Annotated in this window: 21 protein-coding genes and 1 tRNA gene; 9 read left to right on the forward strand and 13 right to left on the reverse strand. The window is 68.4% G+C overall.

Going from position 1 to position 21181, the window contains the following annotated elements; genetic code table 11:
• Positions 1 to 41 precede the first annotated feature (41 nt).
• The 5 genes from ABOZ73_RS12805 to ABOZ73_RS12825 all read right to left on the reverse strand — a co-directional run bounded on the left by ABOZ73_RS12805 (position 42) and on the right by ABOZ73_RS12825 (position 6790).
• Positions 42 to 863, reverse strand: coding sequence for an MBL fold metallo-hydrolase (locus ABOZ73_RS12805; protein ID WP_369058522.1), 822 nt, complete (start codon positions 861 to 863; stop codon positions 42 to 44).
• 92 nt (positions 864 to 955) lie between these two features.
• Entirely contained in the window at positions 956 to 2059 is a 1104-nt protein-coding gene (locus ABOZ73_RS12810; RefSeq protein ID WP_369058523.1) for a Rieske 2Fe-2S domain-containing protein, read from the reverse strand.
• Between the two features lie 16 nt (positions 2060 to 2075).
• Entirely contained in the window at positions 2076 to 3548 is a 1473-nt protein-coding gene (locus tag ABOZ73_RS12815; RefSeq protein ID WP_369058524.1) for a M20 family peptidase, read from the reverse strand.
• A gap of 78 nt (positions 3549 to 3626) precedes the next feature.
• Entirely contained in the window at positions 3627 to 5222 is a 1596-nt protein-coding gene (locus ABOZ73_RS12820; RefSeq protein ID WP_369058525.1) for an alpha-amylase family glycosyl hydrolase, read from the reverse strand.
• A 179-nt stretch (positions 5223 to 5401) separates the two neighbouring features.
• Positions 5402 to 6790, reverse strand: coding sequence for an MFS transporter (locus ABOZ73_RS12825; RefSeq protein WP_369058526.1), 1389 nt, complete (start codon positions 6788 to 6790; stop codon positions 5402 to 5404).
• A gap of 74 nt (positions 6791 to 6864) precedes the next feature.
• On the opposite strand from ABOZ73_RS12825, the gene ABOZ73_RS12830 reads away from it, so the two are divergent.
• The 5 genes from ABOZ73_RS12830 (at position 6865) to ABOZ73_RS12850 (ending at position 10460) form a co-directional block, all read left to right on the forward strand.
• Positions 6865 to 7584 carry an extensin family protein gene (locus tag ABOZ73_RS12830; protein WP_369058527.1) on the forward strand — a complete coding sequence of 240 codons (720 nt, stop codon included), beginning with the start codon at positions 6865 to 6867 and terminating at the stop codon, positions 7582 to 7584.
• A gap of 524 nt (positions 7585 to 8108) precedes the next feature.
• On the forward strand, positions 8109 to 8876 hold the full coding sequence (locus ABOZ73_RS12835; RefSeq protein ID WP_369058528.1) for an SDR family oxidoreductase: 768 nt from the start codon (positions 8109 to 8111) through the stop codon (positions 8874 to 8876).
• Between the two features lie 195 nt (positions 8877 to 9071).
• Positions 9072 to 9524 (forward strand): GNAT family N-acetyltransferase, encoded by a 453-nt coding sequence (locus tag ABOZ73_RS12840; RefSeq protein WP_369058529.1) that lies wholly within the window; start codon positions 9072 to 9074, stop codon positions 9522 to 9524.
• Positions 9525 to 9590: 66 nt separating this feature from the next.
• On the forward strand, positions 9591 to 9839 hold the full coding sequence (locus ABOZ73_RS12845; RefSeq protein ID WP_369058530.1) for a GlsB/YeaQ/YmgE family stress response membrane protein: 249 nt from the start codon (positions 9591 to 9593) through the stop codon (positions 9837 to 9839).
• Between the two features lie 72 nt (positions 9840 to 9911).
• Positions 9912 to 10460, forward strand: a complete 549-nt coding sequence (locus ABOZ73_RS12850; RefSeq protein ID WP_369058531.1) for a methylated-DNA--[protein]-cysteine S-methyltransferase — start codon at positions 9912 to 9914, stop codon at positions 10458 to 10460.
• Here ABOZ73_RS12850 and ABOZ73_RS12855 read toward each other — a convergent pair.
• The gene (locus ABOZ73_RS12855; protein ID WP_369058532.1) at positions 10457 to 11332 is read right to left on the reverse strand and encodes a LysR family transcriptional regulator; all 876 of its coding nucleotides are present in this window, start codon (positions 11330 to 11332) and stop codon (positions 10457 to 10459) included. The genes ABOZ73_RS12850 and ABOZ73_RS12855 overlap by 4 nt on opposite strands.
• Positions 11333 to 11462: 130 nt before the next feature.
• On the opposite strand from ABOZ73_RS12855, the gene ABOZ73_RS12860 reads away from it, so the two are divergent.
• Entirely contained in the window at positions 11463 to 12632 is a 1170-nt protein-coding gene (locus ABOZ73_RS12860) for an MFS transporter (RefSeq protein WP_369058533.1), read from the forward strand.
• A gap of 37 nt (positions 12633 to 12669) precedes the next feature.
• On the opposite strand, the gene typA is transcribed toward ABOZ73_RS12860, so the two are convergent.
• On the reverse strand, positions 12670 to 14502 hold the full coding sequence (typA, locus tag ABOZ73_RS12865; protein WP_369058534.1) for a translational GTPase TypA: 1833 nt from the start codon (positions 14500 to 14502) through the stop codon (positions 12670 to 12672).
• Positions 14503 to 14970: 468 nt separating this feature from the next.
• Positions 14971 to 15852, reverse strand: coding sequence for an N-formylglutamate amidohydrolase (locus ABOZ73_RS12870; protein WP_369058535.1), 882 nt, complete (start codon positions 15850 to 15852; stop codon positions 14971 to 14973).
• Positions 15853 to 15990: 138 nt separating this feature from the next.
• On the opposite strand from ABOZ73_RS12870, the gene cpdR reads away from it, so the two are divergent.
• A complete protein-coding gene (gene cpdR, locus ABOZ73_RS12875) occupies positions 15991 to 16347 on the forward strand; it encodes a cell cycle two-component system response regulator CpdR (protein ID WP_369058536.1) in 357 nt (118 codons plus the stop codon).
• Between the two features lie 69 nt (positions 16348 to 16416).
• Positions 16417 to 16491: transfer RNA gene (locus ABOZ73_RS12880), tRNA-Val, on the forward strand.
• 352 nt (positions 16492 to 16843) lie between these two features.
• Here ABOZ73_RS12880 and ABOZ73_RS12885 read toward each other — a convergent pair.
• The 3 genes from ABOZ73_RS12885 to mnmC all read right to left on the reverse strand — a co-directional run bounded on the left by ABOZ73_RS12885 (position 16844) and on the right by mnmC (position 19557).
• The gene (locus ABOZ73_RS12885; protein WP_369058537.1) at positions 16844 to 17188 is read right to left on the reverse strand and encodes a hypothetical protein; all 345 of its coding nucleotides are present in this window, start codon (positions 17186 to 17188) and stop codon (positions 16844 to 16846) included.
• Between the two features lie 124 nt (positions 17189 to 17312).
• On the reverse strand, positions 17313 to 17657 hold the full coding sequence (locus ABOZ73_RS12890; RefSeq protein ID WP_369058538.1) for a hypothetical protein: 345 nt from the start codon (positions 17655 to 17657) through the stop codon (positions 17313 to 17315).
• Positions 17658 to 17772: 115 nt separating this feature from the next.
• Positions 17773 to 19557, reverse strand: coding sequence for an FAD-dependent 5-carboxymethylaminomethyl-2-thiouridine(34) oxidoreductase MnmC (gene mnmC / locus ABOZ73_RS12895; RefSeq protein WP_369058539.1), 1785 nt, complete (start codon positions 19555 to 19557; stop codon positions 17773 to 17775).
• A 120-nt stretch (positions 19558 to 19677) separates the two neighbouring features.
• Between mnmC and ABOZ73_RS12900 the strand changes: the two genes are divergently transcribed.
• Entirely contained in the window at positions 19678 to 19821 is a 144-nt protein-coding gene (locus ABOZ73_RS12900; RefSeq protein WP_369058540.1) for a hypothetical protein, read from the forward strand.
• Position 19822: 1 nt separating this feature from the next.
• On the opposite strand, the gene ABOZ73_RS12905 is transcribed toward ABOZ73_RS12900, so the two are convergent.
• Positions 19823 to 20119 (reverse strand): hypothetical protein, encoded by a 297-nt coding sequence (locus tag ABOZ73_RS12905; protein WP_369058541.1) that lies wholly within the window; start codon positions 20117 to 20119, stop codon positions 19823 to 19825.
• Between the two features lie 104 nt (positions 20120 to 20223).
• Positions 20224 to 21093 carry a flagellar motor stator protein MotA gene (gene motA / locus ABOZ73_RS12910; RefSeq protein WP_369058542.1) on the reverse strand — a complete coding sequence of 290 codons (870 nt, stop codon included), beginning with the start codon at positions 21091 to 21093 and terminating at the stop codon, positions 20224 to 20226.
• Positions 21094 to 21181: the final 88 nt, after the last annotated feature.

Raw genomic sequence — 21181 nt, forward strand, 5'->3', positions numbered from 1 at the left:
CAGGCAAGACGTTTCGTGTGTGAAATTACTCGGGCGCCAGATTACTTGGGCGCCAGGCGCCCGGCGCTGAGATTGACCTTCAGCGCGAATTTCTGGACCGGGCTGAGGGTCATGGGGGCCAGGCCGCGAATGGCGGCGAAGGCGGTCTCGTTCAACTCGTCGCCCACGTCCGCATTGTTCTTGCGGTGATCGGCGATGGTGGTCTCGTGGACCAGCGTCCCGTCCGCGGCCCGCACGGCCTGGCTGTGATACAGCCTTGTGCCTTCCGGCAGCTTGGTCAGCAGGCGGCGCAGCGACTGGTGCAGTTGGGCGGGATTGGCGGTCGGCAGATCGGTCGAGCCCGCGCTCTTGGCGTCCGCGCTCAGGGCCGTGCCCACAAACACCGCGTTGCCGACGCGATAGGCCACGGCCTCGGGCGTGCGGCCGGGGATCGGCAGGGCGTACAGCTTCAGCGAGCCCATCGGCATGGGATCGCCGCCGCGGGCCAGCTTGTCGAAGTCGTAGCCCATGGAGTCGACGCCCGAGACGCTGACCTCGATGCCCGCCAGGGGGCACAGGGCGGCGATGGTCTTGGGGACTTCGGCGCCGATGCAGGTGGAGCCGCCCGTCAGGTACTTGATGCGCCCCGCGGCGGTGATGCGGTCGCCCTCGATGCCGGTCTGCAGGACCCAGGTGGGACCCATGTCGCGTTCACGGATCTTGGCGACGATTCCCTCGACGAAGGCGCTGGAGACCTTCTTGGCGACGGGGTCGATGTCCAGCGTCGGGTCCACGAACGCACACAGCCCGGTGGACGGGTCGACGATCAGATACGTGACGGCGAGGCTGTCCGGATTTACGAACGCCTGGATTTCCGGCTGCATGCGGTTCCCGCCGCTTCCCCAACTAACAAACGTCAAAGTGACGCAAGCGTCTTAAAGCAATACGAACAAGAAGCGCTTTTGCAGCAAGGGCCTCAGCTTCTCCATTTCAGGATCGCCGGCTCGACCGGATTGCGGAAGGCCCGTCCTTCCGTGCGGCTGGCGGTCCATTCGCGCTTAAGCTGCTGATACCACTTGGCTTGGCGGTCGGCGTCGTCCAGCCAGATCAGGGCCGGATCGTAGCGCAGCCCCTCGTTCTGCAGGTTCACCATTGCGGCGTCTTGACGCAGGAATATGCGCGCGGCCTTACGGATCAAGGGCCGCAGCAGCACGAACGCCGGGTGATCGGACCACATGATCTGGGTGATCCGGGTGCGCTTTTCGTCGATTGGCGTCAGGCAGGTCAGGGACAGCACCTGCCGCTGGCCCACCGTCACATGCTCCCAGCGCAGGCCCGGCAGGCGGAAGGTGATCTCGGTCAGCGGCTCGCCGCCCAAGATGGCGTAGGCGCGGCTGTTCTTGGACGGCTCGTGCCGGACCATGGCGAAGCCGGCCTCGCGGGGCTCGAACTTCTTGGCCTTCTCGTGCTGGCTCTTGGCCGAGCGCCACCACCACTGCTGATGCACATAGGGGCCGTGGGCCGGGTCCATCAGCCCGACCACCGCGTGGTCGATGTGGCTGTCGAAATCCATGCGGTCGACCAGCTTGGGCCCGCCGCCGACCACGCCCGGGAACACCGGCGGCGGCTCCGGCGGCTCGCCGGTGAAGCGCGGGTCGGACGAGATCCAGACGAACACCATCCCCTGGCTCTCGGCGGCGGGATAGCGCCGCACCCGGATGCGCTCCACTTCCGTGGCCTGGTTGTCCACCAGCGACGGGACGGTGGTGCAGATCCCCTCGTCGGTGGAGAAGCGCCAGCCGTGATAGGGGCACTCGACGCTCTCGCGCCCGTCGCACTCGCGCTTCAGCTTGCCCGCCGACAGCGGCGCGGCCCGGTGCGGGCAGATGTCCTTCAGCGCATAGACGCCGCCGTCCCGCTGGCGGCCCAGCAGAACGGGCTCGCCCAGCAGCTCATAGCGCTGCAGCTTGCCGCGCTTCAGGTCGCCCGACAGGGCGGCGAAGTACCAGCAGTCGAGCAGGAAGCCCTGTCCGAACTTCTGCACGGGAGCCTTGCGGGTGGGAGCGTCGCCTTCAGCCATGAGCCCCTTTAGCTTTTCAGCGCGCCGCCGTCTCCACCAGCCGCATGTAGAAACGCGCCATCTTGCCCACGTCCGCGATGGCGATGTGTTCGTTGGTGCCGTGGATCATGGCCAGGTCCTTCTGACCCAGAGTGATCGGCTGGAAGCGATAGGTCGCGTCCGACACGGGGGTCATGTAGCGGCTGTCGGTGCCGGCCACGACCAGGCTGGGGGCCACCGGCGCGCCGGTCTCGGCCGCCGCGACGCCGGCGATGGTCTTCCAGGCTTCGGAGTCCGTGGCGGCGACGCCCGAAGGCTCCACCGGCGTGTTGATCCACGACAACGCCACCGGCAGGTCGCCCACCGCCGCCTTGGCCCGCGCCATGACCGAGGCCGAGGTGTCCCCCGGCGCGATGCGGTAGTTGATCCACGCCGTGGCGTCCTGCGGCAGGACGTTCTCCTTGGGCGAGCCCTTCAGCATGGTCGGGGCGATGGTGGTGTGCAGCATGGCCGCCCCCGCCGGGGTCTTGGCCGTCTCGCTGACCAACAGTGGCGAGAACAGCCAGGTGTTGGCCGCCGCCACCTTCACGATGGGCGAGGCCAGCGGCGCCAGCGCCTTCAGCATGTCCGCCCCCGGGCCGACGAAGCGAAGGGGGAAAGGATCGCTAGTGATCGCCAGCACCGCCTTGGACAGGGTCTCGACCCCCGTCTCCTTGGGCGGGGTGGACGAGTGGCCGCCCGGCGCCTTGGCCGTCACCGTCAGGGTGGCGTAACCCTTTTCCGCCGTGCCGATCAGGGCGACCGGACCGCCGGTCACCGGATGGTCGGTGATCACCGCCATGCCCTCGTCCAGGACGAAGTGCGCCTGCACGCCACGGGCCTTCAGCAGCGCCGCCGCCGCCTTGGCGCCCGATCCGCCGGCCTCCTCGTCATGGCCGCTGACCAAGATCACCGTGCGCCGGGGCTGGTAGCCGCCGGCCGCCAGGGTCTCCATCGCCTCGAACAGCGCGACCAGCGAGCCCTTGTCGTCGATCGCGCCCCGGCCCCACACCGCGCCGTCGGCGATCAGGCCGTCGAACGGCGCATGCTTCCAGTCGCTTTCGGTCCCGGCGGTGACCGGCACCACGTCCTGGTGCGCCATCAGGATCGCCGGCCGCAGGCTCGGATCGCTGCCCCGCCAGGTGTAGATCAGGGCATGGCCGGCCACCGTCTCGCGAGTCATCACCGCATGGGCGGCGGGATAGGTGGTCTGCAGCCAGGCGTGCAGCTTGTCCCATTCGGCCGGCTGGTTCTCCGCCGGGTTCTGGTGGCTGACGGTCTGGAAGCGGATGGCCTGGGCCAGGTGCTCGGCCGCGCGGGCGGCGTCCACATCGTGCGCCGCGGGCAGGTTCAGCGACGCCGGATCGACCGCCGCCGGCGGCTTGAAGGTCACGGTCCTCAACGCCACGACGGCGCCGACAACCACCACCACGCCCAGACCCGCCAAGGCCGTATTGCGAACCCAACCCATGCGCCGCTCCCCGTGTTTTGCCCGAGCTTGGCTCATCGCGCGGCGACCGGCTAGGGCGCCCTAGGGTAAGCTAGCGCTTCAGTGCAGACGCAGGATGACTGCCGCATAGGCGCCCAGCCGCCAGGAGCCGGCCTCCGTCGTGACCTCCCCGCTCGTCGCCAACGCCTCGCCGGACAGGTCCGCGGCCCAGTCGATCGCCTCGGTCCCCAGGTTGAAGACGCAGGCGATCCGTTCGTCGTCCTCGCGCCGCTCATAGGCCAGGATCGGCGCCGGCGCGTCGATAAAGCTCAGCGTCCCCAACCGCAGGGCGGGGGAGGCGCTTCGCAGCTTCATCAGATGGCGCGCGAAGTTCAGGGTGGAGGCCTCATCGCCCTCCTGCTCCGCCACCGTCAGGCCCACATGCTCCTTGGCCGCCGGCAGCCACGGCGCGCCGGTGGTGAAGCCGAAATGCGGCTCCGTGGTCCAGGGCATCGGCGTGCGGCAGCCGTCCCGCCCCTTGGCCACGGGGTAGTAGAGATCGCCCATAGGATCGCGCAGCTGGTCGCGGGTCAGGTCGGCTTCGGGCAAGCCCAGCTCCTCCCCCTGGTACAGCAGGATCGTGCCGCGCAGGCTCAGCAGCAGCGCCAGCATCAGCCGCGCCAGTTCCGGCCCCGCGTCCGGCCCCCCGAACCGGGTCACGGTCCGCAGGATGTCGTGGTTGGAGAACGCCACGCAGGGCCAGTGGTCGGCATGCTGCGACAGCAGCTGGTAGTGCTGGGTCAGGAAGGTCCGCTCCAGCTCCGAGGCGATCAGCAGCGGAAAGCTGTAGCCGGAATGCAGGCCGGCATCGGGCGCCGCCAGTCCGCCGGACAGGGCCGCCTCCTCGAAGAACTCGCCGAAGACGAAGCGGTCGGGATGACGCTCCACCGTCCGGCGCACCGCATCCATTGCGGTGATGTTGTCTGGCCGGTTGCTGTCGTGCAGGTGCCGCTGAAGATTGGGCGCGTGGCCCCAGTGCCAGGGCGTCCGCGACTCCGCCGGCTCGGCCGGATTGTCGGTCAGCTCCGGGTCGTGGAGGTAGCAGTTGGTGGTGTCCAGGCGAAAACCGTCCGCCCCGCGCTTCAGCCAGAAATCCAGCACATCCAGGGCCGCCTGCCGGGCGTCGGTATTGTGCCAGTTCAGCTTCGGCTGCTGGCGCAGGAAGCGGTGGTGGAAATGCTGCCGCCGCGCCGGCTGATAGGACCAGGCCGCCCCGCCGAACGCCGCCAGCCAGTTGTTCGGCGGCGTGCCGTCGGCCTTGGGCTCGGCCCAGACGTACCAGTCGGACTTCGGGTTATCCCGGCTGCGCAGGCTTTCCTGGAACCAGGGGTGCTCGTCGCTGGTGTGCGCCAGCACCTCGTCCAGCAGCACCTTGATCCCCCGCCCGTGCGCCGCCTCCAGCAGGGCGTCGAAGTCGGCCAGGGTCCCGTAGTCGGGATGGACCTCCTCATAGTCGCTGACGTCATAGCCCCAGTCGCGGTTGGGAGAGGGATGGATCGGCGACAGCCAGATCGCATCGACCCCCAGGCTCTTGATGTAGTCCAGCTTGCCGATCAGCCCCGGCAGGTCGCCGTGCCCATCCCCGTCGCTGTCGAAGAAGCTGCGCACATAGACCTGATAGACCACCGCGCCACGCCACCAGGGGGTATTCGCCATGTCATCCTCCATGCGTGCTTCGAGACGCGCCTGCGGCGCTCCTCAGCATGACGGATTCAGTATGCCCCGACCTTCGTCATCCTGAGGAGCCGGCGCGGCCGGCGTCTCGAAGGACGCACGACGCTCCAGCTCGGCTGACTAGCGATTGAGAAGCCCAGGCGTTCCCGCGAACGCGAGTGTCACCGCTTCATCCCGCCCAGCCGCCATCCGGCCAGCCAGCCGATCAGCGACAGCGGGATCAGCGCCCCGAATAGCCATGAGCCCACGGCGGTCGCCGTGGCCGGCTCGATCCCGTGGGCGAAGCCCAGCGCGTTGGCCGCCGCGCCGACCCCGGCCGCGCCCGCGGCGCCGCCGATCATCTGGGCGGTGGGGATGGAGGACGAGCCCATGGCCGTCTCGTCGCTGGGCAGGGCGCTGATGATCCGCTTGGCCGCCGGCCCCCAGGTCAGGCCGAAGCCGCAACCGACCAGCAGCAGCGACAGGAAGATCTCCGCTGTCGACCGATGCGGCAGGGTCCAGGCGCTCCACACAGTGCCGACCATCACGCAGGTCGCGCCCAGGCGGATCATCACGCTGTCCAGGCGCTGCGGCACGACCGCCGCCAGCAGGGCGGTGACCGTCCAGCCGCCGGCGATGGCGCTGACCACATAGCCCGCGAACAGGGGCGAGGCGTCGTGCTGCCGCTGGATGAAGGCCGGGCCATAGACCGATAGGCCGATGGCCGCCGCCTCCAGGGCGAAGATCATCAGATAGCCCGCGCCCGCCGCCCGCCGCAGGTCCCCCGCCGAGCGGGGCAGCAGCGGCGTCCGCGCTACGGCGTTCACCCGCAGCAGGCTGGCCATGACCAGCACCCCGAACAGGGCCAGCACCCCGCCCATCACCGGCGAGGCGACGATCCCGGCCGAGGCGATCATCACCACCGCCACGGTCAGCACCAGAAGCTGCGGGACCGGCACGCCGCCCGACCGCTCCGACCGCTCACCCTTCTCCATCAGCAGGACCGAGGCGGCGACGAACACCATCCCCTGGACGACGAACATCCAGAACGCGCCGCGCCAGAAGTCCAGCTCGGCGAACACCCCGCCGACCAGCGGGCCCAGCACCGTGGCCACGCCCCACACCGCGCTGATCGCGCCGAAAACCTTGCCCCACAGGCGCTGGGGGAACATCACCGCGATGGCTACGTAGCACAGGGCCACGATCCCGCCCGCGCCAAGCCCCTGCACCAGACGGCCCAGGACGAAGGTCAGGAAATCCGGCGCGACCGCGCTGGCCAGGCAGCCGATCACATAGGCCGCGCCCGCCACCAGCGTCGCCTGCCGCAGGCCCAGCACCATGGACAGCCGGCCCGCCGCCGCCCCGGCGATGATCGAGCCCAGCAGATACGCCGCCACGGCCCAGCCGAAATACTGATACCCGCCCAGGTCCTCGCCCACGCTGGGCATGATGGTCACGGTCACCAGCGTGTCGGCGGCGTTCAGCCAGATGCCCAGGCACAGCAGGCCAAAGCGCAGGGCCAGCCCCGGCGCCATCAGGTCGCGCCAACTGGCGGGAGTCTCGGTGCTCATGCGCGCGGTCTAGCCCGGTCGGCGGTGAAAGCCCACCCGTGAACCCCGGGGACGTCTGCGCCGTTGCCCTCTGTGTGAAGCCCGCTTCTCCCGAAACCCTAGCCCTCGCCGGCCTTGGCGCGGCCCTCCTCGATTTCGCCCTCGTGGCGATCGTCGTGTTCGCGGGCGTGGACCGCTATGCGCCGCCGCAGGATCTGCCGTGGAAGCCGTTCAGCCTGGCGCAGCCTATCGGCATGGCGACCGCGACCAAGCTCGCGCGCCTCACGGACGACCCTGCAGCCTGCCGCGCGGCCCTGACCGAAGGCGGCCTGACCTTCCGCGACGCCGAGGTGCGAGAGGAGGGCTTTTGCTCCACCGCCGACACGCTTCGACTGTCCTCCGGCGCCAGCCTGGCGCCGACCGGCCCGCTGATGACCTGCGGCCTCGCCCTGACCTACGCCTTGTGGGAGCGGCAGGTGGCCGCCCCCGCCGCCCAGATCGCCTTCGGCCAGCCGCTGGGTCGTGTCGAGCATCTGGGGACCTATGCCTGCCGCACCGTCTATGGCCGCGAGGGCGGCCGCCCCAGCAACCATGCCACCGCCAACGCCCTGGACGTCTCCGGTTTCCGCCTACCGGACGGTCGCCGTGTCACCATCGCCGCCGATTTCCGCGAAGAGAGCGCAGAGGGCCGTTTCCTGCGCGCCGTCCGCGACGGGGCCTGCAAGCTGTTCGGCTCCACCCTCAGCCCCGACTATAACGCCGCCCACGCCGACCACCTGCACCTGGACCGAAGCCGGTATCGGATTTGTCGGTAGAGCCTCTAGAAAACAGCCGAAAGCCAGAAGCTCCCCCTCTCCCTCGGCGGGAGAGGGCAAGGGTGAGGGGGCGCTGAGGGTCAGCGGGCAAGGCGCCGCAAGTCAAAGCTCGATCTCTCTCTCATCGAGGGAGAAAGGGGATTTGCGAAGACTTATCCGCCCCCTCTGCACCTCCCGTAAGCTCCTGACCGTCCCCATCACGGGAAGGGCGCGCGGCCAGCGCTGTGTCGTGGGGGATGCGGTCGAGCGGGTAGCGCGACCGTCGGTGGTGAGAACGAGGGGCTTCGGCCCTGTCTGGACACTGCTCTTGCCCCAAAGCGGCAAGAATGACCGTGCGGAGCGGAAAGACCTTCGTCGAACCCGGGGCCCCAAAACTCACCTCGCCTGACGCAGGTCAGGGCGCTCCGCCGCCCTTCCAACCTTTCGGGAGTTTCCCGTGGGGTGATTTCGCGCGCCGCTTGACCCAGCGTCCATCTCCGCTCAACTTCACGCTCAAATCAAACAAACGTTTAAGGGAGCGCGTCATGGCCCACCTCTTTGATCTGACCGGCAAGGTGGCGATCATCACCGGCTCCTCGCGCGGCATCGGCAAGGCCATCGCCGAACGCATGGCCGAGCAGGGGGCCAAGGTCGTCATCTCCTCGCGCAAGGCCGGGCCCTGCGAGGAGGTGGCCGAGGCGCTCAACGCCGCCCACGGCGCCGGGACCGCCGTCGCCATTCCCGCCAATATCTCGTCGAAGGAGGACCTGCAGCGCCTGGTGGACGACACCCGCAAGGCGTTCGGCAGGATCGACGTCCTGGTCTGCAACGCCGCGACCAATCCCTATTACGGCCCCATGGGCGGGATCGAGGACGACCAGTTCCGCAAGATCTTCGAGAACAACGTCCTGGCCAACCACTGGCTGATCGGCATGGTCGCGCCCGAGATGCGCCAGCGCAAGGACGGGGCGATCATCGTGGTGTCGTCCATCGGCGGCCTGCGCGGCTCGCCGATCATCGGCGCCTACAACGTCTCCAAGGCCGCCGACTTCCAGCTCGCCCGCAACTACGCCCACGAGTTCGGGCCCGACAATGTCCGCGTGAACTGCATCGCCCCCGGCCTGATCCGCACCGATTTCGCCAAAGCCCTGTGGGAGAACCCCGACACCCTGCGCCGCGCCACCGAGGGCGTGCCCCTGCGCCGCATCGGCGAGCCGGACGAGATCGCCGGCGCGGCGGTGTTCCTCGCCTCGGCCGCCGGCAACTTCGTCACCGGCCAGGCCATCGTCTGCGACGGCGGGGCGACGATCTAATTTTTCTCCTGCCCCGCTTGCGGGGGAGGGGGCGCAGAGCTCAACCCTTCAACCGCTCATCCCGGCGAAGGCCGGGACGCAGATACATCCAGAGCGTCAGCAGGGTTTCACCTAGGCCCCGGCCTTCGCCGGGGTGAGCGGATTTAGGAGCCCAAGGCTCTTGCTGGACTTAGCCGGGCCCGGCAAACACCACCCATGACCATCGTCGATTTCGAGCCCCGTCACGCCGAGGCCTGGCGCCGCCTCAACGAAGCCTGGCTGACCAAGTTCTTCGTCATCGAGGCAAAAGACCGGCTGGTGCTCGACAATCCCGGCTCGGTCATCCTCGACAAGGGCGGCCATATCTTCATGGCCGAGGCGGACGGCGAGACCGTCGGCTGCGTCGCCCTGATCCCCATGGACGATGGCGGATACGAAGTCGGCAAGATGGCCGTGGATGAGCGGATGCAGGGTCGCGGCTACGCCCGCAAGCTCATGCTGGCCTGCATCGAAAAGGCCCGCGCCCTGGGCGCGCGGCGCCTCTATCTGGAAAGCAGCTCGCACCTGACGCCGGCCCTGACCCTCTACGAGTTGGTCGGCTTCCAGCACCTGCCGCCGTCCCCATCGCCCTATGTCCGCGCCGACGTGTGGATGGAGTTGAAGCTCTAGCCGCAACCTTGGCCGCAGCTCGCGCATTCCTGCCTCGGGTTTCAGGAAACGCGGGAGCGAACTCACATGAGCGGCGTAGGCATTATCGGCGCGATCATCATCGGCATCCTTGCCGGCTGGATCGCCGAACAGATCATGAAGCGCGAGCACGGCCTGCTGACCAATCTGATCGTCGGTCTGGTCGGCTCCTTCCTCGGCGCCTTCATCGCCAACGTGCTGGGCATCAGCTGGGGCGGCTGGATCGGCAGCCTGGTGATCTCCACCCTCGGCGCCATCGTGCTGCTGGCGCTTCTGGGTCTGTTCCGCCGCCGCTAAGGCGGCTGACGGAGTCCGAAAACCGCAACTTGCGGGCGGCGGGGGACGGGCGAGGGGTGTAGGCTCCTCGTCATGTCCGGCATCGCCTACGCCTTCTTCGACACCGCCATCGGCCGCTGCGCCATCGCCTGGGGCGAGGGCGGCATCAAGGGGCTGCGTCTGCCGGACGATGATCCGGCCTACGTCCTGCGGCGAATGCTGGCCCGCTTTCCCGAGGCGGAGGAGGGCGCGCCGCCGCCGCATATCCAGGCGGTGATCGACGACATCGTGCGCCTGATGCTGGGCGAACGGGTGGACCTGTCCGCTGCGCCGCTCGACATGTCCGATGTCCCGGACTTCCACCGTCAGGTCTATGACCGGGTGCTCCAGATCCAGCCGGGCCAGATCCGCACCTATGGCGACGTGGCCCGCGACCTGGGCGACATCACCCTGTCCCGCGCCATCGGCCAGGCCATGGGCGCTAATCCGTTCCCCATCGTCATGCCCTGTCACCGCGTCATGGCGGCAGGCGGCAAGCTGGGCGGCTTCTCCGCCCCCGGCGGCTCGGACACCAAGCGCAGGATGCTGATCATCGAAGGCGGCAAGCCTGACGCCGGGCCGCAAGGCGACCTCTTCGGCTAGAACCGCGCCTCTTCCGCCAGGAAGTCGATGAAAGCCCGCACCCGAGCCGGCAGGCGGCCGTCCTGACCGATGAACACTGCGAACATCTCCTCGGTGTCGCCGGGGTTCAGGTGCTCCAGGATCGGGACCAGCCGCCCGGCGGCCAGGTCGGGTCCGATGTGGAAGTGCGACAGCCGCGCCACCCCTGCCCCCGCCACGGCCAGTTGCCTCAGGGATTCGCCGTCGCTTATCCGCAGGTTTCCGGACACCGCCATACTGACGGAGCCGCCTTGCCCATCAAGGAATGGCCATCCGCTGAGAATGCGGTTGAAGTTGAAGCCCAGCCGATTGTGCTCTTCCAGCTCCGCCAGGGTCTTCGGTTCGCCATGGCGGGCCAGGTAGTCGGGCGAGGCGACCACCGACAGCCTGCTGGTCCCCAGCTTGCGGGCCACCAGCTGCAACTCCTTCAAGGGGCCGGTGCGGATCGCCACGTCGGCCCGCTCTTGCATCAGATCGACCATCACGTGGTCGATCAGGGTCACGTCCAGCTGGACCTGCGGATGCGCGTCCAGGAAGCGGGGGATCAGGGGCAGCAGATAATGCTGGCCGAAAGGGATGTTGCAGTTGACCCGCACCCGGCCCCGCGGCGCCGCACCGACGCCGGCCTCCAGTTCCGCCTCGGCGATGTCGGCCAGCACCTTGATCGCCCGTTGATAGAAGGCGTCCCCCTCCGCCGTCAGCTGCAGCTTGCGGGTGGAGCGGTTGATCAGTCGGGCGCCCAGGCGCGTCTCCAGCCGGCTCATCAGCTTGCTTACCGCGGAGGGGGTCATGCCCAGGCTGCGGCCGGCGGCTGAAAAGCCGTCCTGCTCCACCACCCGGACGAAGACCTCCATCTCCCCCGATCGATTCAGGTCCTGCCGCGCCATGTGAACTGAACTCACAGATGGTTTTCCGATCGGCAGTCTAGTTCACAAGCGCCCGAGGCTCCACCTGCGACGGACTTCGCTGTTTCAGGAGGCCGTCGTGCCCATAGCTCTCTTCGCCCTGACCGCCGGCGCCTTCGGCATCGGGGTCACCGAATTCGTCATCATGGGCCTGCTCTTGCAGGTCTCCGCCGACCTCGGCGTCAGCATCTCGCAGGCCGGCCTGCTGATCTCCGGCTACGCCTTCGGGGTGTTCCTGGGCGCGCCGCTGCTGACCATCGCCACCCGGGGCATGCCGCGAAAGGCGGTGCTGATCGCCCTGATGCTGATCTTCACCCTCGGCAACATCGCCTGCGCCGTCGCGCCGTCCTACGGCCTGCTGATGGGCGCGCGGATCCTCACCTCCCTGGCCCACGGCACCTTCTTCGGCGTCGGGGCGGTGGTGGCCACCAGCCTGGTGCCGCCGGAGCGCAAGGCCTCGGCCATCTCGATCATGTTCACCGGCCTGACCATCGCGACCCTGATGGGCGTGCCGTTCGGCGCGTGGCTAGGTCTGCAATACGGCTGGCGCTCGACCTTCTGGGCCGTGGCCGCCATCGGCCTGGCCTCCGCCGCCGTGCTGGCTGTCTTCGTGCCCGCCGACAAGGAAAAGCCCCAGCCCACGCCGCTGAAGAATGAGTTCGCCGTCCTGGCCCGGCCGCAGGTGCTGCTCGGCCTGCTGATGACGGTGCTGGGCTTCGCCGGCGTGTTCGCGGTCTTCACCTACATCCAGCCGATCCTGACTCGGATCACCGGCTTCTCGGAGGCCGCCGTCTCGCCGATCCTGCTGGTGTTCGGCGGCGGGCTGGCCGTGGGCAACCTGCTGGGCGGCCGTCTGGCGGACAAGCGGCTGATGCCGGCCCTGATGGGCGCCTTAGCCCTGCTGGCGTTGGTGCTGGTCGCCCTGACCTTCGCCTTCCAGGCCAAGGTCCCGGCGGTGCTGTTCACCGGCCTGTTCGGCATCGCCGCCTTCGCCACCGTCGCGCCCCTGCAGCTTCGCGTGCTGGAGCAGGCGGGCGGCGCGGGCCAGAGCCTGGCCTCCAGCCTCAATATCGGCGCCTTCAATCTCGGCAACGCCTTCGGCGCCTGGCTGGGCGGGGCGGTGATCGACCACGGTCCCGGCCTGGGCGCGGTCACCTGGGTGGCGGCCCTGGTCCCGCTCGCCGGCCTGCTGGTCGCGGCGTGGAGCGTGGCGCTGGAACGCCGCGCGCCCCGACTGGCGGCGGCTTGAACGAAAAAGGCCCCGGCTTTCGCCGGGGCCTCTGCTCTTAGTCGTCCTTGGCGCGACGCTTGCGGAAGGACGGGTTCAGCACTTGCTTGCGCAGGCGGATCGACTTCGGCGTCACCTCGACCAGCTCGTCGCTCTCGATATAGGCGATGGCCTGCTCCAGGGACGGACGGCGCGGCGGGGTCAGGCGAACGGCTTCGTCCTTGCCCGAGGCGCGGACGTTGGTCAGCTGCTTGCCCTTGATAGGGTTCACGTCCAGGTCGTCCGAACGCGAGTTCTCGCCGATGATCATGCCCAGATAGGTCTTCTCGCCAGCGCCGACGAACATTACGCCGCGCTCCTCCAGGTTCCACAGGGCGTAGGCCGCCGTGTCGCCGTCGGAGTTGGAGACCAGCACGCCCTTCGGGCGGCCGTCGATCGCGCCCTTGTAAGGCTCATAGTGGCTGAACACGCGGTTCAGCACGCCTGAACCGCGCGTGTCGGTCAGGAACTCGCCCTGGTAGCCGATCAGCGAACGCGACGGGCAGGCCAGCTGGATGCGGGTCTTGCCGGCGCCCGACGGACCCATGTCCTTCAGCTCGGCCTTGCGGGTGGACAGCTTCTCGATGACCACGCCGGTGAACTCGTCGTCCACGTCGATGACCACGTCTTCGATCGGCTCCAGACGCTCGCCGTTCTCGCCCGTCTGATAGACCACGCGCGGACGCGAGATCGACAGTTCGAAGCCTTCGCGGCGCATGTTCTCGATCAGCACGCCCAGCTGCAGTTCGCCACGGCCGGCGACTTCATAGGCGTCGGCGCCCGGGGTCTCGCTCACGCGGATGGCGACGTTGGCCTCGGCTTCCTTCAGCAGGCGGTCACGGATGACGCGGCTTTGGACCTTGTCGCCTTCGCGGCCGGCCAGCGGGCTGTCGTTGACGCCCACGGTCATGGAGATGGTCGGCGGATCGATCGGCTGGGCGTCCAGCGGCTCCATCACTTCCAGGGCGCACAGGGTGTCGGCCACGGTCGCCTTGGACATGCCCGCGATGGCGACGATGTCGCCGGCTTCCGAGCCCTCGTCCAGCGGCTGACGCTTCAGGCCGCGGAAGGCCAGGACCTTGGTGATGCGGCCCTGTTCGATCTGCTTGCCGTCGCGGTCCAGCGCCTTGATGGCCATGCCGGGGACGGCCTTGCCGCTCTCGATGCGGCCGGTGAGGATGCGGCCCAGGAACGGATCGCTCTCGATCAGCACGTTCAGGATGCGGAACGGCTTGTCCTTGTTCTCGGCCACGGCCGGCGGCGGAACGTGGTCGACGATCAGGTCGAACAGCGGCGCCAGGGTGTCGGACTTCTCGTTCAGGTCCATCGTCGCCCAGCCGTTGCGGCCCGAGGCGTAGATGTGCGGGAAGTCCAGCTGCTCCGGCGTGGCGCCGATGGCTTCGAACAGGTCGATCGTCTCCAGGTGAACCCGATCCGGATCGGCGTGCGGGCGGTCGACCTTGTTGATGCAGAGGATCGGGCGCAGGCCCATCTTCAGCGCCTTGGTCAGCACGAACTTGGTCTGGGGCATGACGCCCTCTTCGGCGTCCACCAGGATGACGCAGCCGTCCACCATGCCCAGGATCCGCTCGACCTCGCCGCCGAAGTCGGCGTGGCCGGGGGTGTCGATGATATTGATGCGGGTCTCGCCGGCCTTGCCGTTCCACATGACCGAGGTGCACTTGGCCAGGATGGTGATCCCGCGCTCGCGCTCCTGGTCGTTGGAGTCCATCGCGCGCTCGGTCGTCGCCTCGTTGGCTCGGAACACGCCGGATTGGGCAAGCAGCTGGTCGACCAGAGTTGTCTTGCCATGGTCGACGTGCGCGATGATGGCGATGTTTCGCATAGACATAAGAGTGCGGACTTTCAGGGAGCGCAGAGGGGAGAAGGCGCGGGCTTCTACCTGAAAGCGCGGAGATACGCCAGTGCGGCGCCTATAACGATGACAGCGCTGTCTATTGCAATGCCACCGGTGTCATACAGAAAGCGCTTATTTTTCAGGCGCTTCCGCTTCTTGCTTTAGATTTGGGCAAATGCTGCGGTGCAGCAAAATCCTTCGAATCCGGTGGGATAACGCCGTCCCGGATATAACCATTGGTGCGTAAGGGTTTTCGAAAGTGTCCGAAGAATTTTCTGCATTCGAGTGCAAAAAAGCGCTTGATGCTTTGTGCGCCGCACCCTATAAACATCCTTGTGAGGCGGCGCTGTCGCCTCTGCCCTTCCTGGGCGTTTCCTCCCTAATGAACTGCGGCGCCGTTTGGCGCCGCTTTTTTTTGGTCTGAATCCAGCCTGGGGCCTGGAAATAGCGAAATTGCGGCGATTAGCGCAGTTTCGACCAGTCGACCGCCGCGACCGCCTCGGTCAGCCGGCCGATATCGCGGCGCAGGCGCTTCAGCCCGTCTGTCGCCGTCAGGGTCTTCTCGTCCATATAGAGCGCGCGGCTCAGCTCGATCTGCAGCGCATGGGTCCGCAGGTGCGGCCGCCCGTAGTGCTCGGTGGTCCAGCCCCCGGCATAGGGCGCGTTGCGCGCCACCCGGTAGCCCAGGGCGGTCAGGGTCTTCTCCGCCAGCCGCGTCAGCTCCGGCGCGCAGGACGAGCCGTAGCGGTCGCCCAGCACGATGTCGGTGGGCTTGGCGCCCTTCACCTCGCCCGCCGCCGCGGCCGCCGACGGCATGGAGTGCCAGTCGATCAGCACCGCCACGCCGTGAGCCGCCCGCGATTCGGCCAGCAGATGTCCCAGGGCGTCGTGATACGGGCCGTGGGCGGTCTCGATCCGCCGCTTGGCCTCGGCGAAGCTCAGCTTGCGCGAATAGATCTCGCGCCCCTCGGCCACCACGCGGGCGATGGAGCCCAGCCCCGCCGCCACCCGGGCCGACCGGCCGCGGGCGAATTCCGGCAGCTCGTCCTCGAACATCGCCGGGTCCAGCTCCCAGGCTTCGCGGTTCAGGTCCACATAGGCCCGCGCGTATGTGGCCTGGATCACCGTCGCGCCCTTGGCCGGGGCCGGGGCGATCAGTTCGTCCACGAAGGCGTCCTCGGACACCCGGATGTCGTGCGGCCCCAGGGCGGAAGCGGCCATCATCTCGGCGGGATAGACCCGGCCGGAGTGGGGCGAGGCGAAAACCAGCGGCGTCGGTGGCGGCGATCCCGCGCGCAGGACCTTGAACGGCGCCTCGGAGGGCGCGTTCGCATCCGCGGTCATCGGGGCCGTGCTCAAGGTGCGTTCGCGTCCGTTAAGGTTAAAGAGTCGCGGGCCTGTGGATAGCCGCTGGGCTTTATGGGCGATTTAAGGACCGTGGCCTAGAATAGCCTGCGAATCTCTCATCGAGCCCACATAGCCATGCCCAAGATCCTCCTCGCCGAAGACGACAACTCCCTGCGCGGCTTTCTCGCCCGCGCCCTGGAGCGCGCCGGCTACGAAGTCACCGCCTGCGCCGACGGCGAGGAAGCGGTCACCCACCTCGGTGAGAACTGGGACCTGCTGCTGACCGACATCGTCATGCCCGGCATGGACGGGATCGAGGTCGCCCGCCAGGCCGCCGCCCGCCAGCCCGACATGCGCATCATGTTCATCACCGGTTTCGCCGCCGTGGCCCTGGCGGCCGCTGACCGAACGCCGGCTGGCGCCAAGGTCCTGTCCAAGCCGATTCACCTGCGCGAAATCGTGGGCGAGGTCGAACGGATGATGGCGGCTTAAAACACGCTTGCCACGGCAAAAGGCGGGGGCTATATCCCCCGCCTCCCGCAGCCTTTTGGTTGCTCCGGCGGACGCGTAGCTCAGCGGGAGAGCACCTCGTTGACATCGAGGGGGTCACAGGTTCAATCCCTGTCGCGTCCACCATTCTCCCTTACAGATTTTGATTTGTCGGCTGTCCGTCAGGGCGGGCTCGGAGTTGACGGCTACACGTCGTCCTCGAGGTAGCCGCTGACGGCATGGCCGCCAGATGAGGCGCTGAGCACCGATCCGCCAGGCCGTACGACTGGCATCATAGAGTCATCTCCGACAAACGGGCCGCCATTGAGCTGAAGGGCGCCTCCGGAGGATACGGCCCCGATATGGCCGACGAACCTCTTGCCGGTTGGTACGGTAAAGGTCGTGCCGTTTAAGATCCGAACCGCCACGGCGGTGCGAGGCGAGCTACCTCCGCCACCACCCTGGCCGCCGGCGACGTTTCCCCATGAGTACTCCCCCATCAGACGTTGTCCTCTTGCAGGCCGTCGATGCGGAAGGCGATGCCGCCGTCGCTCGAGGGGACCATGACATGTTCGCCGGGCTTGAGGAACTTGCAGGTGCGCTCCAGGCAGCCGCCGTTGCTGGCCAGTTCGTCGCCGTATCTGATCCAGTCGGCGCCCGGGTTCGACGGGTCGCTGTTCTGGCTGACGGCAATATAAACCTTGGCGGTGCTGGCCGCGCCCTGGTTCACGGCCGAGATGGTGACCGAGGCGCGCAGGCATTCGGGCACGGGGCCGAAGAGGACGGCGTCCGGATTGGCGCCGGCTTGGCCGTCTGGGAAATCGCTGTTGAGATCGTCATTCACTGTCCCCGTTGAAGGGGAGAGCAGATTTTGACGTCACCCAGCGCAGCGCTGATTTTGCGCCGATGGAAACTTAGAAGCGCCCGATAAGCTTGGGCTTTGTCGTCTTTACGACGCGCAGAAGGCCCTAGGCCGCGTCCGCTTCGATCGACGCGCGCATGCGCTCGGCCACTTCGCCCAGGGTGATGGTCGACAGGGCGGCGTTGACGTCCAGGCCGCTCTCCTGGCCCAGGGACTGCGACAGTTTGTGGGTGAAGTCGGCCATGGCGGTGATCCGCTGGGCCAACATGTCCACGGTGTGCAGTTCTTGCATCACGGCCATGCGGCCTTCGACCGGCGTGGCCTCCAGGATGCGGCCCAGGGCGTCGTCCAGGTGGCAGCAGGACTGGGAGGCGATGGCCATCTCCCCGGTCAGGGCCTTCAGGATGGCGCTGACGGTGTCGGCGGTGATCGGCGGCTGTGTAGCGGACATTGGCCTTACCCCAGAAGGCGGTGATCGAATCGAGCCTGACCATAGGGCGCCGATGGCGCCCATTGTCTTAACTACGTGCGGCGCCCCTGCGACAAAATCGCGTGACGTCAGAGGCTTAGGCGCGGCGCGCGGCGAAGCGGGCAGGATCGACCGCCGCCGCCAGGTCGCGCGGCAAGGGCGAGGGGGCGTTCAGGATCAGGGCCGCCACATGCTCGGCCAGCAGCGGCGCGGCGCAGAACCCGCGCGACCCCATGCCTGTCAACAGATAGAGCCCATCCTCCGCCGCTCCCGCAGACGGCAGGCGGTCCGGCGTCGTCGCCCGGATCGCGGCGCGCGACTGCAAGGGCGCGCCCGTCAGCCGCTCGGCCAGGCGTGGCGCGCGGGTCGCCAGGGCGGCTAGGTTGCGGGCGTCGTCCTCGGTCCGGCGATCCTCGTCAGTCACGTCGCGGTCGTGGGTGGCGCCGAACAGCACGCCGCCCTCCCGCGTGGGAATCACATACCCGCCGAACGCCGCCGCGGCGGGGGCGGGAACCGCGTCGGTGAATGTCGCCTGTCCCCGCACGGGTTGCAGCGCCGTCTGCGGATGCAACGTGCTCACCCCCATGCCGGCCGCCAGGATCACCGCGTCGGCGCGCAGGATCTCCGCGCCCGTCTCGTCCAGCAGCCGCCAGCCGTCGCCGTCGCGCTCCAGCGCCGCGACCTGCGTGCCCGCCGCGTCCCCGGCCCAGGCGGCCAGGGCGGTCGCTGGCTGGATCACCAGGGCGTCCTCCATCCGCAGCGCGCCGGGGGCCTCGGCCTCGCCCAGTGCGTCCGCCGTCGCCGCGCCGTCCAGCCGCGTCAGGGCGCCGGGCTCGAACAGGGGAGAGGCGGCGATGCGGTCGAACCGGCCGGCGTCCTTCTCCTTGGCCTCCAGCTGCAGCACGCCCTTGGCGATGATCGCGCCCGGCACCTGCGCATAGAGCGCCGTCGCCCGCCGGATGGCCTGGGCGAACAGCCGCCCCGCCGGGCCGTCGCCGGCGTCGAGGCGCGGGGTCACCAGGGCCGCCGGATTGCCCGACGCCGCTCCGCCCAGTCCGCGAGGGTCCAGCACGGTCGCCGCGCCGCCAAGGGCCCGCACCGCCCGCGCCGCGCAGGCGCCGGCGACGCCGCCGCCGATGATCGCCACATGCGGCCGCGCTCTAGGCTCTGCGACCGGCGCCGGCGGCAGATACGCCTCCAGCCGTTCGCGCTTGCGGCCATAGCCGGGCTTCTTCTCCACGGCGAATCCCGCCGCAGTCAGGCCGCGCCGAACCTGCCCCGCGACGGTGAAGGTGGCGGCGCGCGCCCCGGCCGCCGAACGTTGCGCCACCAGGGCCAGGACCTCGTCGCTCCACATGGCGGGGTTGAGGGCGGGGGAGAAGCCGTCCAGGAACCAGGCGTCGGCCATGCCGCTCCAGCTCGTCAGCGCCGCCGAGGCGTCCATGACGGCCAGGTCCAGCACCGCGTTGAATTCGGGCAACTCCACGCGATGGAAACCCGCCGCCTGGCCGGGCCAGCGGTCGATCAGCGCCTGGGCCGCCTCAGCGATCCGAGGCCACCGCGACAGGGCGCGAGCGGCTTCCTCCGCGGTGATCGGATGGGCCTCGATGGAGAAGAAATGCAGCTGGCCGTCCGCTGGCCGTTCGCGCCGCCACAGATCCAGCAGGGCGGCGATGTTCAGCCCGGTGCCGAAGCCCAGCTCTCCCACCACGAAGCGGTCGCGGCCGCGCCAGCCCTCCGGCAGGCCGCAGCCTTGCATGAACACCGCCTCGGTTTCGGCCAAGCCGTCGTCGCTGGAAAAATAGACGTCGCCGTAGAGCCGCGAGGCCGGCAGGCCGTCGTCGCGCCAGGAAAGCGGCGAGGAAGGGAGCGTTTCAGTCATTTCGCGCCCGACTTTTAAACTATGAGGCCCGCAAACGCCTATGGCGTCACGGTTTCATGATGAACACGTGCTTAACCATGCTAGCCTCTCGCCATTCCTGTTAGGGGCGGGAGTTGAGACGTGAACCTATCTCTTGCGATCCTTGTGATGCTGGGCTTCGTCGCCCTGATCGCCTGGCCGAGCCTGGAGCCGCATGCGCGGCGCTGGCTGCGAGGCCAGAGGCGCTCCAGACGCGCGCGCCTGGAGCGTATTGAAGACCTGTAGGCTAGTGAGCGCCCTCGGCGTGGGGCTTGTCTTCCGCCGGCTTCTCGGCGGCGGCGGGCGCATCGGCCGGCGCCTGGGCGTCGGTCGGCGCGTCGGAGGGGGCGGCCACGGTGCTGGCGTCCTCGGCGGCGGCGCGGGCGGCGGCGGCGGCTTCCTCGGTGGTGGTGCCGGCGGGCTGCTGCGTGGCCGAATGGCCCTCGCCGCCCTCGGAATGTTCCTTCTTCCCGCAGGCCGACAGGCCCAGGGCGGCCGCAACGGCGCCGACGACGGCCAGCTTGCGGATCAGTTCGGTGGTCATGGACGTCAGCCCCTGTCTGTTATGACTTGAGGCGACGATTGCCCCGTTTGATGGGCCGCGCAAGTTAGAGACTCTTAATGCGGCGCCAGCCTGGACCAGAGCCCTTAGGCCTCGGTCGGCAGGGCCTGCAGGGCGGCTTCCAGCTCCAGGAAGCTCGGCTGGGCGGCGGTCGGGATGTCGCCGCGGCCGATCTCGACCGAGATCTGGGCGGCGTTGCCGTGCAGGTGCGCGACGAGGACCGACTGGATGATCTTGTAGAAGGCGCCTTCCTCCTCGATCACGTCCTTCATGCGGGCCGCGAACGGACCCACCAGGCCATAGGCCAGGAACACGCCGAGGAAGGTGCCGACCAGGGCGCCGCCGATCATGCCGCCCAGGACGGCCGGCGGTTCGGTGATCGAGCCCATGGTCTTGATGACCCCCAGCACGGCGGCCACGATGCCCAGGGCGGGCAGGGCGTCGGCCATGTTCTGCAGGGCGTGCGAGGGCGCCAGCGCCTCGTGGTGGTGCTTCTCCAGCTGCTTTTCCATCGCGTCCTCGACCTGGTGAGGATCCTCCAGGTTCATGGTCATCATGCGAAGCGTGTCGCAGATGAAGTCGATGGCGAAGTGGTCCTTCATCAGCTTGGGGTAGCGCGAGAAGATGGTGCTGTCGGCCGGCTTTTCGATGTGCGCTTCCAGGGCGATGACGCCCTTGGACTTCATCGTCTTGGTCAGCTGGAACAGCAGGCTCAGCAGGTCGCGATAGTCGGCCGGCTTCCACTTCGGGCCGGCGAAGACCTTGGCCATGCCGCCGCCGCAACCCTTGATCACGGTCATCGAGTTCGAGATCAGGAACGCGGCCACGCCGGCGCCGCCGATGGCCATCATCTCGTGGGGCAGGGCGTGCATGATCACGTCCATCTTGCCGCCGGAGATGATGTAGCTGCCGAAGACCAGCGCGAACAGCAGGACGATGCCGATGATCTGGAACATGGGTGGAGGACGCCTTTGGGCCGGATTTCAGGCGCTCAACATGCCGATTAATGCTTAATCCAAGGTGAGCGGGCCTCAGGCGGCCATT

The sequence above is a fragment of the Caulobacter sp. 73W genome, assembly GCF_041021955.1.
Taxonomy (GTDB): domain Bacteria; phylum Pseudomonadota; class Alphaproteobacteria; order Caulobacterales; family Caulobacteraceae; genus Caulobacter.